The sequence below is a fragment of the Paenibacillus bouchesdurhonensis genome (assembly GCF_900155685.1).
Taxonomy (GTDB): domain Bacteria; phylum Bacillota; class Bacilli; order Paenibacillales; family Paenibacillaceae; genus Fontibacillus; species Fontibacillus bouchesdurhonensis.
The window spans coordinates 3913240-3926139 of sequence record NZ_LT732548.1; the positions used below are offsets into that span (position 1 = coordinate 3913240).

12 protein-coding genes are annotated in these 12900 nt (G+C 43.3%); 2 read left to right on the plus strand and 10 right to left on the minus strand.

Annotated elements, in window-relative coordinates; translation table 11 throughout:
- Positions 1–81 precede the first annotated feature (81 nt).
- The 3 genes from CZ379_RS21815 to CZ379_RS21825 form a co-directional block, all read right to left on the minus strand.
- On the minus strand, positions 82–1176 hold the full coding sequence (locus tag CZ379_RS21815) for an HD-GYP domain-containing protein (protein ID WP_110933544.1): 1095 nt from the start codon (positions 1174–1176) through the stop codon (positions 82–84).
- A 92-nt stretch (positions 1177–1268) separates the two neighbouring features.
- Positions 1269–2099: an undecaprenyl-diphosphate phosphatase gene (locus tag CZ379_RS21820; RefSeq protein ID WP_110933545.1), complete on the minus strand. Its 831-nt coding sequence runs from the start codon at positions 2097–2099 to the stop codon at positions 1269–1271.
- Positions 2100–2134: 35 nt separating this feature from the next.
- Positions 2135–3589: a bifunctional metallophosphatase/5'-nucleotidase gene (locus CZ379_RS21825; RefSeq protein ID WP_110933546.1), complete on the minus strand. Its 1455-nt coding sequence runs from the start codon at positions 3587–3589 to the stop codon at positions 2135–2137.
- 145 nt (positions 3590–3734) lie between these two features.
- Between CZ379_RS21825 and CZ379_RS27090 the strand changes: the two genes are divergently transcribed.
- Together CZ379_RS27090 and CZ379_RS21835 are read left to right on the plus strand one after the other, a co-directional pair.
- Positions 3735–4472: a molybdenum cofactor biosynthesis protein MoaE gene (locus CZ379_RS27090; RefSeq protein WP_110933547.1), complete on the plus strand. Its 738-nt coding sequence runs from the start codon at positions 3735–3737 to the stop codon at positions 4470–4472.
- 90 nt (positions 4473–4562) lie between these two features.
- Positions 4563–5606, plus strand: coding sequence for an HD-GYP domain-containing protein (locus CZ379_RS21835; protein ID WP_110933548.1), 1044 nt, complete (start codon positions 4563–4565; stop codon positions 5604–5606).
- A gap of 329 nt (positions 5607–5935) precedes the next feature.
- Here CZ379_RS21835 and CZ379_RS21840 read toward each other — a convergent pair whose 3' ends face one another.
- From CZ379_RS21840 to pglZ, 7 genes are all read right to left on the minus strand, one after another.
- Positions 5936–6511, minus strand: a complete 576-nt coding sequence (locus CZ379_RS21840) for a hypothetical protein (RefSeq protein ID WP_110933549.1) — start codon at positions 6509–6511, stop codon at positions 5936–5938.
- An 84-nt stretch (positions 6512–6595) separates the two neighbouring features.
- The gene (locus CZ379_RS21845; RefSeq protein ID WP_110933550.1) at positions 6596–6925 is read right to left on the minus strand and encodes a hypothetical protein; all 330 of its coding nucleotides are present in this window, start codon (positions 6923–6925) and stop codon (positions 6596–6598) included.
- Between the two features lie 134 nt (positions 6926–7059).
- The gene (locus CZ379_RS21850) at positions 7060–7677 is read right to left on the minus strand and encodes an ImmA/IrrE family metallo-endopeptidase (protein WP_110933551.1); all 618 of its coding nucleotides are present in this window, start codon (positions 7675–7677) and stop codon (positions 7060–7062) included.
- On the minus strand, positions 7667–7858 hold the full coding sequence (locus tag CZ379_RS21855; RefSeq protein WP_110933552.1) for a hypothetical protein: 192 nt from the start codon (positions 7856–7858) through the stop codon (positions 7667–7669). The genes CZ379_RS21850 and CZ379_RS21855 overlap by 11 nt, the downstream gene beginning before the upstream one ends.
- A 27-nt stretch (positions 7859–7885) precedes the next feature.
- A complete protein-coding gene (locus CZ379_RS26375; protein WP_234404978.1) occupies positions 7886–8122 on the minus strand; it encodes a hypothetical protein in 237 nt (78 codons plus the stop codon).
- Between the two features lie 31 nt (positions 8123–8153).
- Positions 8154–10184 (minus strand): protease Lon-related BREX system protein BrxL, encoded by a 2031-nt coding sequence (gene brxL / locus CZ379_RS21860; RefSeq protein ID WP_110934502.1) that lies wholly within the window; start codon positions 10182–10184, stop codon positions 8154–8156.
- Positions 10185–10234: 50 nt separating this feature from the next.
- Positions 10235–12793, minus strand: coding sequence for a BREX-1 system phosphatase PglZ type A (pglZ, locus tag CZ379_RS21865; protein WP_110934503.1), 2559 nt, complete (start codon positions 12791–12793; stop codon positions 10235–10237).
- Positions 12794–12900 lie beyond the last annotated feature (107 nt).

Here is a 12900-nt window from a genome sequence, read left to right on the forward strand (position 1 = left end):
CCTAAAAAAGAAAAGAGTGCACTTCAGCGGCACTTCTTCTCTATTAAAACTATATACAGCCGAAGCATGTCCTTCATAATGTTAACCAATTTGGTTCGTTCCGTCCACTTCTGTAATAACGATAGATAATTGCTCCGACAAATCCAGATCATACGGCGCCTTTAATTCTACTCCGTTAGGATCGGTCAAAATCCGCACGACGGGACGCTGCGGAATAATGCCGTGGATTTTGGCAATAACGCCCTTCTCTCCCGTGCTAAGCTTGACAGTCATCCCCAATGGATAAATAGCCACCCGATCGCGAAACAGCTCCAGCTTGGATTTCTCATATAAATGGCCGCAGCCGGTATACAACACTTCAAGCGCTTGATGTGGCAGCATCGCCGAGCGGTACACCCGATGGGTCGTCATGGCATCATATGAGTCGGTGATCGCGATCCAGCGGGCAAATTCGCTGATTTCCTCTCCCTTGATTCCGCGGGGATAACCGCTGCCATTCAGCCGTTCATGATGCTGATAAGCACAGTGCGCTGAGACGAGTGGAATGCCAGGCTCATCCTTCAGTATTTTGAATCCGATCTCCGCATGCTGCTTGACTTGCTCATACTCCTCATCCGTAAGCTTGCCCGCTTTCGTCAGCAGCTCGATGGGAAGCTTTATTTTTCCGATATCATGCAATAATGCTCCAAGACCGAGCAGTGTCAGATCACTTTTGGAATAGCCATGAATTTGCCCAAGCAATATCGTATAAATACAAACATTGAGCGAGTGCCGATATAAATACTGATCCATACTGTTAATGTTCATCATCATGATCATGGCGTCCTCCCTAGCGCTAAGATCATCCATGATGTCCTCGACAAGACCAGAAAACATCTTGCCGAGGTAAGGATATACGAGACCTTTTACCGTCGGCTCGGTCATTTTTCGAAAATTTGTACGGATCTCCTTCAGTGCCCTGCGCCGCGTATCCTCTTCAATTAAATCGACAGGAACAACATCCTCTGTGCGGGGATCAGCTACATACACGAAATTCAAACCATGGCTGCGGAGCCGCCGGATAATGACATCCGTAAGCTCAGCATTTTCCGATAAAAGTACGATACCATCCTCGTTATATATTTTCTTACCCAGTTTCATTCCGGGCTGTAGTGAGTTGATAGGTATTAATCGCATAATAAATCCACTTCCGTCTCTATTGTTAAGTTATGATATGTAATTGCGAAAAGCGGCTTTATAATGTGATATGACTGGCTTGTTGCCCAATACTATCGCATGATGAAGATCCAAAATAAAGCAGCAAGAATGAAACGATAATAAGCAAAATGCCTGAGCTGGATTTTCTGAATTGATTTTAGGAAGGCCATAACCACGATATAAGCCACGATAAAAGACACAATGAAGCCAATAGCAAAGTATCCAATGGTCTCTAAAGTAAAATATCGGTATGAATCCAGCATTTCGTAACCGGAAACTGCACACATGATCGGAATCGCGATCAGAAAGGAAAAATCGGCCGAAGCCTTATAGCTTGCCCCGCTGAGCATTCCGCCTGCTATGGTCGAGCCGGAGCGGGAAAAGCCTGGCCACAACACGGAAATGCATTGATACAATCCGATCATGAGCGCCTGTTTATGGGTCAACTGATCGAGATCCTTGGCCGTAACCTGCGCCTTGTTCTTCGAGAACCATTCCGCCGCAATCATGAATATCCCGCCGACGAGCAGCGCCCACAGAACCGTAGAAGGACTGAACAAGCTTTTAATGAAATCCCGGAAGAAGAAGCCTACCGCAAGAGCAGGAGCAATGCCCAATACAACATGAAGCAGGTCAAGATGCTTGGGAGGAGTCTGGCTGCGGAATAAAGGAGCAACCTTCCTGTTCATGCCTAGCAAATGAATGATTCGTTCTCTATACACCCAGGAAATAGCTAGGATCGCACCTAACTGAATTACGATCATGAACGTCTTCATCTCAGGAGTCGAATCATCGTAGCCTAACAGCTTGGCCGTCAATATCATGTGGCCTGTTGAAGATACCGGAATAAATTCAGTGAGGCCCTCCACAATCCCCAGAATAACCGCAACAATAGAATTCATAGCATCCTCCTCTTAATGAAGCAGTTTCATATTAGCTATTCACAGTAGTTTTCCGTTTGGGATTTCCATCGGTGATAGAAACAGCTCTCAATCGCCCCTGCCGTCTGAAGCTCCATCCGCAGCAAATCCCGCAAAAATTCCGGAAGCAGAAATTCCTGCTCGCTGCCCTGCTTCAAACATTCGTAACCGATACCGAACGTAAACATGTCCAGAGTTCCCACAGAATAAATCCCATCTGGGACGATCGGAACGCCCTGATTGCTGGCCTGGATAATTTTATGGAATGGCAGGGCGGTCGGATCATAAATGATTTCCATGCCATCAACGCAAATGCCCCCTAGCTGTTTGCCGCGGAAGCCAAATCCAAAGATCGCCTTATCTGTAATGTCCGCCAACAGAGATTGCTCCAGGCTGTACAATATATGCTTGCCCAACAAATTCATGCGACAAGGATTAATCGGCGAGGGACAGCGTTCATGAAGCATGCCTTCGCTGATCTCTCCGGCAGGCAGTCCAGCGAGCAATTGCCCGCTGTTGACGATCGATAAATCGCTCCCCGTAAATCTTCTTACTGCTTGGGCCAGCAAATTGCCAAACGGCGATTCTACATCATAGCGAACCGGCAGCTCTTCCTCAATAACCGCTACCGTTCGCGCCATGCGCTCTCCCGCCCGAAGCCTATGAATATTCAGCGCTTCAGCCACGTTAACATCCTCCGGCCCGCTTTCAACGGGCAAGCAGATGCCTGACACAACCTTGGCTTTGCCAGTTATCATGTCTCTCTCAACCGTAATTTGCCCTAGATGCCTTCCGAATTTCCCTGCCGCTACAATCGCGGTTTGCCCTATCCACAGCGGCTCCTCCAGCAAATGATGCGTATGACCGCCAAGGATAAGATCAATTCCGGGTACCTGCTCTGCGAGCTCACGATCGAAGGGTAAGCCTACATGAGACATGACTACAATAAGATCCACCTTGCTGCGCAAATCGCTTACCGACGTCTCGATGCTTTTCAGCGGATCAAGCGCGGTTAAGCCTAATAGCTTGTAAAATTCAGCGTAAGCAGCCGTTGCTCCAATGATACCGATTTTGAAGCCTGCCTTATTTAGAATCGTATGCTTCTTCATCCATGCAGGCGGTTTGCCGGTCTCCATATCCAGCATATTCGCACAGACCACCTGGCAAACTAATCCTGTATAGGCTTGATCGAGCTGCTCAGGCGTAAAAGTCAGACCTTCATTGTTGCCTATCGTTATTGCATCGTACGCCGTCAAGTTCAGGACATCCACATTAGCTTGTCCCATTGTCCCTTCCGTCTCGGGTGCGGCGCGATCCATATGATCGCCAATATCCAGCAGCAGCACGGCTTCATGCTGCTCAGCACGAAGCTCATTCACCATAGAGGCGATGCGCACCATTGCACCGAAATGACTATGCAAATCGTTGGTATAGAGTATCGTTAATATATCCTGGTTCGTATTCGGCAGCATGATTTGTCCCCCCTTGGCATATGCCTACACAGCCGTCCTATTAAATGATTTAGATGTAGAATATTATATACCTCAAATTTGATCATTGTCTCCCTAAATATGATATATTATAGGGGCTTATTCCGTAGTACGAGGTGAAATAAATATGAAACTAACGATTTCTCTATTCGCGGGGCTGGCCGATCAAATCGGAGCTGCGCAAATTGATATAACATATCCCGAGGACACCGTGACTGCGGCTCGGTTAAAACAGGAAATTGCCGACCTTTATCCGGATGCGGCTGCGCTGGTCAACGTCTCTTTTCTAGCCGTCAATCAAGAATATGCGACAAATGCTCTCCTCATAACCGAGCAAGACGAGATCGCTCTGATTCCTCCTGTCTCTGGAGGCGAGCATGATTCAGCCCCGGACTCCTTCCATTCCGCTGATCAAATGTACGCAATTACTTCCGAGCCGCTATCGATCGATGCGGTGACCCAAAAGGTAAACACGGCCAATCATGGCGCAACGCTCGTCTTTGTCGGTACGACGCGAGAATTGACCGGAGAACAGAGAACGATCCATTTAGAGTATGAAGCTTACATCCCTATGGCTCTGTCCAAGATGGAGCAAATCGGCGAGGAGATCGCCGCGAACTGGCCTGGAACCAAATGCGCCATCAGCCATCGTATTGGGAAGGTCGATATCGCTGAGAGCAGTGTAATCATAGCCGTATCCACTCCTCATAGAGATAATTGCTATGCCGCTAGCCGTTATGCTATAGAAAGGTTAAAGCAGATCGTTCCCATTTGGAAGAAGGAGGTTTGGGAGGACGGCACGGAATGGGTAGGCCACGGACAGGGACCTTGGATTCCCACAGCGCCAGGACATATATCACATTAATAGCATCTAAAGACCCAAAATATCATTGCCAATCCAGTTATTCCCTGCTATCATTAAGTAAATACTGCGATTAATGGGGTGTCATTGTTCTTGAAATTACATGTGATCGAAATTAGCCCTGGCGACCGTCTTAAAAATGATATTTTCAATCAATTCGGTGTTTTAATCCTGCATAAAGGGACGGAATTGACCAGTGATGCAATTGTCAAGCTCATGCAGCACGGAATCGACTACATCGATATTGAACCTAGAACCATGGACATCGACCGCACTTCAAGCGTAAGTAGTAATCCGGTCAAGAAGGTAGCGCCGCTATTCGATGAAGCCGTCGACGGATTTGAAGACATCTTTCTGGAAGCGCTATCCAGTGGGACGTTCGATGAGTCCAGAGTCGATGATTTGCTGCAACCCCTAGTCAATGAATTAGTTGGCCAGAAGGATGTTGTCTCGCTTCTATTGCTGTTAGATAATGGTGATAATTATACATATAATCATTCCATGCAAGTCGGAATGCTCTCTTATTATATCGCAACTTGGCTAGGTTATCCTAAGGAAGAAGCCTATAGAATTGGTAAAGCCGGTTATCTTATTGATATTGGCAAGTGCATGATCTCTCAAGACATCCTTAGCAAACCCGGCAAGCTGACACCGGAAGAGTTCGAAGAGGTCAAACGCCATACCTCATATGGCTATGAAATCATATTCAACTCCACCGGGGACGAAATTTCCGCATTAGTGGCCCTGCAGCATCACGAACGGGAAGACGGAAGCGGCTATCCCAAGGGGCTGCGCAAGGAGGAAATTCATCCGTATGCTAAAATAGCCGCCGTAGCGGACGTGTATACGGCCATGACATCCAACCGCGTATATCAGTCTAAGCAAGAACTGTTAACTGTTCTACGGGAGCTGAACGCCCTTAGCTTCGGCAAGCTGAGCCCAGAACCGACACAGGCGCTGATCAGTCACCTGCTGCCGAACTTTATCGGCAAGAAAGTGCTGCTGAATTCCGGCGAGGTAGGCTCGATCATAATGACCAACCAGAGCGACTTCTTCCGTCCGCTCGTTCAAACGGATTCCAGATTCGTAGATTTATCCAAAGAACGCGAGATGGCGATTACCGAGGTTTATATATAAGCTAGGCTACTCTCTCTTAACCCTTCCGCATGATACGGAAGGGTTAAGAGATGTTAGAACTCATTCACCAGCTTAGTAATTATTATACAGACTATACGAAACTGCAAAAAAAGAATCGGCCTAGTTAGCTGCCCGTATAGAACATAAATAAAATGTACCTGAGTAGCTTGATTGCAGCTATTCAGGCACAAATGTAAAATTAAGGGTCAAGCCTGATGAACATATAATGTTTGGTAAAGCTTGGGGGAACTATTTATCAGCAAATGACGCACGCTTTTCAAGGTAGTTCTAGTACCTCATACGATTATGACAATGATTATCTCGGACAGTTATGCTAGGGACGGATCTGCAGCAAACCATGTATATATGTCCTCTGTATCAGCATCTTTCATTTCCAACCAGGCAATACCGAAAGTAAATTTAACTTTTTCAACTTCCATTATGTCTGGAAAACTAACCCTAATTCCGTGATCGAGATACTCTGGAGTGTTAATGATAATACAGTTATCAAAACGTTGCTCTTTAAAAAAAGACTTATACCTTCGCGGCATTTCCAATTCATAAGCTGCTCGGGTAAATAACATTTCCTGATCTTCGGTACCAATACTCAATTTCAAATTGCAACAATACCAACTTTTTATATCTATACATTCTCCGCTCTCAATAGAGCTTTCTGTTATTTTAATGACTGGTTCGAAATAACAATCTATATTTACTTCTTGATAAAAACTAGCGATTCCAGTTACGAAGGCATCCACCTTATACCTTCTATCAACCATAAAAAAGTTATGCATTTCTTTTTCGAGTTCTACAATCTCTATCTTCAAATTTATCTTTTCTGTTAGATCCTCATCTGAATATGTATGTAATTTTAAGATAATTTCACCAAAAGGGATAATAATCATATTTAGTCATTCCTTCTAAATAATTTGTTATCTATATGGCGCCAGTCTCCCCTCGTAATTAAGCTCTCTTTCAATCCCCAAATTTTAGATACACCTATCATTAGGTATCCCATTGAGATATATTGCTACTTTACAGGTATCATTACTACAAATAAACCTTGCATTCAGTAAATATGCAGTTGCTAAAGAGGTAATCTCACCAATACCGGCACTCCCTGCTTTTCCCCTTCGTGTGTCAACCACAATTAAAGTTGATTGAATTTTGGATTCCATTAATCTATAATCCTCATAAATATTTTGAAATGCCTGAACAGGTTTAAATAGTACCCACTTATTTGCGCGACATTTTTCATCTATTAATTGTTGTCCCGCACTACCTAGCTCTTTATAAACTTCCTCATGTATATAAACCAATTCATACACTTGCTCAATGATTGTATAAAAGTCATCTTTTTATTTCAATTTCTCAATATAGAAAATAAGATAGGCATCGATGAAGCAAATAGGGGGTAGCGGCAACTTTATATTTAGCAATGTTTACCCCTTCGTTACGCCTCGTCCAATTCTTCCCAAAGTTGATCGATATCTTTAATACCTGTAGATTTTTCAAAGTACTCTTCAGATAACTCTGGATTTAAACGCATGAGTTTTTTTGCTGCATCTAAGCTAGACAGTTCGCCTTCTGCTACCTTATCTTTAACAATTCGTTGATATTGTATGAACTTGATAGGTTTCGGAGGAGCATCCTGCGCCGACTCTCCCATAAGTTTGAGACGAAGTTCAGCTAATTCCTTCTCATTTAAGGATTCTAACGTCGAAGCTGGAGTTAGGTTGAGCTCTCTCAATCGCCTAACTACACTCACATAAGGGACTTTGAAAATGTCTGCAAGTTTAAATACTTTCTGTTCTAAGGATTGTTTACGGATAATCTCATAGTAGGTAACAAACGCCTCTTGATTCATCAGAATAGATGATGCAAAGTAATCACCAGCACGCTCCAACTCTTCACTCGATTGAATTTGAATCGCATATTTCTTCAAATCCTCAGATTCCAAAATGGCATGGAACCATTCATGTGCTAACGTAAAGTTCTGCGTACGATTAGTATCTAATTGATTAATTACGATTTTGGGCTGCACGGATTTGTCAACATGTTTAAAAAACATCCCATTTTAGAATGCGGTCTTCACCTTCTGTTTTGGGAATACTTATATAGATTACCTCAATTGCTTGTTGTGAAATAACATCTTCTAACACATCTGCTAACATAAGGGATGTTTTGTGTGACACATATTTTTTATAATAATCGTTTGCTAAACGTTCGACTTCTTGCATTAAAGCACTCATTTTGCAAAAACTCCTTACATCCTTTTATTATAAGCTTTCATACTCATTTAAAAGTAATGCAATCTGCTGAATTTGATGCTTATTTGCAATAGAAAGCCCCGAGCCACCTCTCGGAATGACGCAATATCCTGCAAATAACTCTTTATCTGATAATCCTAATAACGATGCACGTGCTGAAAGTGAATATTTTGTGCGGATTTTGTTTTCCATCCCAAAAAGATGCAAATGATCTAATCTCATTTGCATCTTTACTTTCACATTCAAAATTGGTTTGCTCGTTGATTATTATAGCTACTCAGCTTGCTCCCAGCGCCTTAAACACCGCATCAATCGGATCCGCATAAAATACGGGCTGCACCTTTACTAGCAAGTCAGGTGGAATGGTTTGCAAGTCCATGACCGATGATGCTGGAATCAACACCTTCTTTGCACCTGCATCCACACACACCTGCAGAACGTTTGCAAACTCTTCTACTTTAGCAATTGTACCACCAACGGTCATGTTACCAATGACTATGGTGCTTTCTTGTACAGGCTTGTCTAATGCTCCTGAACAAAGTCCAATCAACTCGGCGATAGCTAATTCATCTGTCAGCCCTATACCTTGTAAATCGCTAATATGCATGAGATAATCTTTCGTTTTTGTGCTAATGACATTGCTGATGGCTTTACTGTTGGCTGTGAAGTATCGAAATGCTGTATCTAAACTTTCTCTAGCTTCTCGAGAGGAACCAACCCCAGATTTGTCGAACTTTCCTGTACCGCTGACAACTTGATTTTCTAGCTTGTACACGCCGATCATGCCTGAATGTCCATGTCCTACAACATACACATGACCTGGTTTCCCCATCCCTTCTGGGATCAACTTCCCGCCCCCTTGTTCAGGTACAGAGACGTATTCCTCTTCCAAGGACTCCTTATCGATATAGGAAAACATGACATCGTAAAACTCCATGCCTCCAATTTTCTTGAGTTGTTCTTTTACACGGCGACGGCCTTCCAATGCATACTGCAATATCTCTTCAATGCCATCTTTCGTATATTCACCATTTGGATAAATAAGTTTTACCATGCCTGACACCGTTTTACGAACGGCAATCGTGTCCCGCTGGTTAAGGTTATTGCCAAGTTTAAAATAGCGATCTATTGAGTCCGAGAATGAACGTTTCCGCATCTCACGGAAAAATTCCGCCACATAGTCGACGATGAACCCATACTTATCGGTAAAGAAGTCGGGTCTCATCTTTGGAATTTCCCAGCCTGGCATATAGTAATGCATCCGATCGAAGAACGCTGTATCGTTCGCCATTTCTTCTGGGAATGGGGCGAACAAATGTGAAGTCTTCAACAACACATCAACACTTTGGTTGATATTCCCAACAAACACCATGGATGCAGATGCACTTTTCTCTTCTTTTCCCCTTGCAAACGATCCAGATGCCATATAATCTTTCATAATCTGTATGCCATCTTTATCTTTAAAGCGAATTCCGGCTACTTCATCAAAGGTAACGCAATCCCACATCCCAACCAAGCCAATTTTTCGGGTGGTCATATTATAAAACAGGTTCGCAACGGTAGATTGCCCCCCCGATACTAAGATTGAGTTTGGCGATATTTCCTTATACACATGGGATTTTCCTGTCCCCCGCGGACCTAATTCGCACATATTGTAATTATTTTCCACAAGCGGGACGAGACGCAAGAGAAGATGCCACTTGACACGCTCTTCCAATTGCGTTGGCTCCATACCCGTCGAACGAATAAGTGCATCAATCCATTCGTTCTTTGTAAATTGCTTACGTCCTTCGAACACCTCATTTATATCCATATTCGGCATTTGGATCGGCTGCAAGGAGTTCACGCTAAAGGGATTCACATGACGGTCATCTTCATCGTAATAATAATCAATTTTTACCATGCACCAGATACCGCCAACCAACAGCTTGTCAAACTCCTTGACGAAGTTGGAAGGAACAGGCACACCCTTTAACCCTAAATTGGAGAATTCTGCCTCATATTGATCCAGTTTTGGATTTAGGGCTACAGTCACTTTATCAATAATCGAATACTGACCTAACTCCCGAATTCTTGATTTAATCTTCTCCGATTCATCCGGCCGAACAAAGTTATCTGATAAAATTTTTTTAACACGCTCTACGCCTTGCTGAATGCTATCCTCATCATCCGTTGCTGCATACATGCCCAGCAAGTACTCAAGCACATAGACGGGCACATTCGCCCCTTCCTTGATGAGCTTGGTCAAATCTTTACGAACAACACGGCCGGCAAAGGTTTCATTCAATTTTTTATCGAGATCCAGCATTAATGTTTCTTCTAATTCTATTTTCTCCTCCACTTTGACACCCCCCTCATTTAAAAATCAAAATCACTCACAATCCCCAAATTGATAGAAAACGGCACTTTATCAATCACTACACCAGTTTCTGTATCTTTAATCACCAAGTAATAATGCTTATTACGATCATAATTCATGCTTCTTAGTACAAACTGCAGCTTGAATGTGCGATCCGCGGGATGATCGAATGAACGATCTCCAATCACCGTTTCCTCATTGGATAACACATTGCCGTTATCGTCCGCCATATAAATTACAACCGTGCGTGCTATCGTTTTATCAGCCACTTTTTCCGTTTGAAAGAAATCCAAATTGAATATGCTATTGGTCACTCTTCGTAATGTACTAGTTAGTCGAATGTCCACTTTTTGAATGGCTTGCGAACCTCTTTGTCCAGCACGTTTATTTTTGAAGGCTAGTAATGGAATGACAACTTCCTGCAAACTGGCCCCGCCATGCACAAAGTTCACGCCGGTCCCTTGCATCCGATTACGAATCGTACCATTCGGCACATAAGCCGTTAATTGTTGTTCATTTTTAATAACCGAGGATAAATCAATCGCCAATTGCCCCGCAATGTCATGCTTCTCTTTGGATAAAACATAGCGCCGTTTGACCTCAACCGTATCCCTAAGTTCATTGCTGATCTTATCGCTCTCTTCCAATGCATCACGCTGGTACAAAAATCCATGATCTGCCGTGATATATATATTCGTACCACTTAAATCATCGCGAATGATTTTCACCAAGTCGTACAATTGATTCAGCGCCGTTTCCACTGCATTGAATGTATAGATTTCTGTCGAAGCCTTATCCCCCATCGCATCGATCGTGTCATGATAAAGATAGACCAGCTTCTTACCTTTAAACGTTTCACGTCTACCTGTCTTATTCATGGCTAGCACATCTTGAAAATGTACAGCAATGCTCTCTTCTACCCGGGATTCAATCATTTTCTTACGGTTTTCAAGTCCTGCTGAATCCTTTCCATCAACGAACACCCGACCACTTTCATCAAAGTCAATACTCCGATGGGGAAGTAATGCGGCCATACCGAGTTTAGTAACAGATGGTACGACCCCCAGCATCGTCTGCACTTCACACACACCGATCGTTTCGCTATTTAATCGTTCGGCGAGTTCAACCGCAACTTCGTACCGCATCGCATCCGAAATGATAACAAAGACACGCTCACCTTCACGAATATGTGGGGTCACGATGGATGAATAAAATCGTTGTTGCTGCTGTACGCCAGGAAGAGACCAATCTGTGGTCATGCCCGATTTCACAGCTTGCGACCAATGTGAACTGAGCTCACCCATAAACCAATGCGTATACAGATGCTCAACGAGTTCTTTCAGTTTTTTCAATAATTCATGGTTGCTCTCTTGATCATAGGCAACATAAAACTTGCGGTAGTATGTGTCCATCGTATAATAGTGTTTACGATAAGCTTCATACACATCTATAGCTTGACCTTGCGGTATGCCCTCACGGTATTCTTTGTAAAACTCATGCATTTTCACCGTGTAATAAAGGGCTTCATAAACCGAAGCATAGTTGTTATAGAAATGCTTTGCTCGTCTTAACATAATCAGTTTCGTATAGTCCTCGTAATCCTCCAGCTTTTCCATTAGGCTATTTGAGATGTATATAATAATCGCGCGATCAATATATGGAAAGGTATCTGCTTGTTTGAATTCGTCCATTGGAACCGTCTGCAATAGACTTGAAAGCTGAATTTCCTGTTCCACCATTTCAGCGTAGTGATCAAATTTGGCGAAATCCGCTTTATGATGCATCCAGTGGTCAACAAACACCAACGCATTCGCTTTGCCCCGTTTTGCAATAAAGTCTTGAACAGATGTTAAATATGTCTCGCTCACTGAATGACTAAATGCCGTCACTGCCAAATGAATGAACAATGTCTTCAACGTCTTCGTTTCTCGCTCATAGCCGTAGTGATTGGCTACATACGACCAGAATACGGAAATATCGAAAAAACGCTCCATAAGCGACAAGTATTTGTTATCTGCGTCATCCAGCGTATCCATCAGCACTGCCCTTAATACCGCTTCAAAATCCAGTGTCCTCATGCCGCATAGCGCACTCATAATCGCTAGTTCAATCGTTTCCTCAGTATAGGATTCAATGGCGTAGGCTTGAAACTTGCGAAACCGTTCTTTATTATTGAAAAACCGCTCATGCTTTTTAACGGTTGCTCTTAACGATGGATCAATACGAAGCTCACTCAATATAAGCGACACCCGATCCGCATAAAATGTCTTTGAATATAACACCGTGTCCATCAACCAGTTATCTTCTGTGCCTAGCTCCAAATTTGTGTAAATCAAATAAGAAGAGACTAGATCTTCTTCTTCCAACAAGTGTTTCAAATAAAACTGATTGCGATCAGTTAATGTTTGAATTTTAACACCATCCATCGTCAACCGTTCAATTTCTTCGATAAACTCCTCATCCTTGTCCGCCCAAAAAACAATTTTCCGCTGCTCCCCGTCTTTCAGAGGTTCATTGAAAATGTCCTGCAAGGCAGTTTCGATTTGTGTCATGTTCATGCCAATCACCAACTTCCACTTCATCTATATAATTAAAGCTCATTAATAATACTGTATATTCATTCAGCTTTCCCATACAATCTAAGTAGTAGAACCCACCACGCCTC

What these genes read in the sequence shown, in the direction of transcription:
- CZ379_RS21825 (WP_110933546.1), bottom strand. Translation starts at nt 3,589, where the DNA reads ATGCTGCCGAATACGAACCAGGATATATTAACGATACTCTATACCAAC.
- brxL (WP_110934502.1), bottom strand. Translation starts at nt 10,184, where the DNA reads ATGCTGGATCTCGATAAAAAATTGAATGAAACCTTTGCCGGCCGTGTT.
- CZ379_RS21850 (WP_110933551.1), bottom strand. Translation starts at nt 7,677, where the DNA reads ATGTTTTTTAAACATGTTGACAAATCCGTGCAGCCCAAAATCGTAATT.
- CZ379_RS27090 (WP_110933547.1), top strand. Translation starts at nt 3,735, where the DNA reads ATGAAACTAACGATTTCTCTATTCGCGGGGCTGGCCGATCAAATCGGA.
- CZ379_RS21855 (WP_110933552.1), bottom strand. Translation starts at nt 7,858, where the DNA reads ATGAGTGCTTTAATGCAAGAAGTCGAACGTTTAGCAAACGATTATTAT.
- CZ379_RS21840 (WP_110933549.1), bottom strand. Translation starts at nt 6,511, where the DNA reads ATGATTATTATCCCTTTTGGTGAAATTATCTTAAAATTACATACATAT.
- pglZ (WP_110934503.1), bottom strand. Translation starts at nt 12,793, where the DNA reads ATGAACATGACACAAATCGAAACTGCCTTGCAGGACATTTTCAATGAA.
- CZ379_RS21815 (WP_110933544.1), bottom strand. Translation starts at nt 1,176, where the DNA reads ATGCGATTAATACCTATCAACTCACTACAGCCCGGAATGAAACTGGGT.
- CZ379_RS21820 (WP_110933545.1), bottom strand. Translation starts at nt 2,099, where the DNA reads ATGAATTCTATTGTTGCGGTTATTCTGGGGATTGTGGAGGGCCTCACT.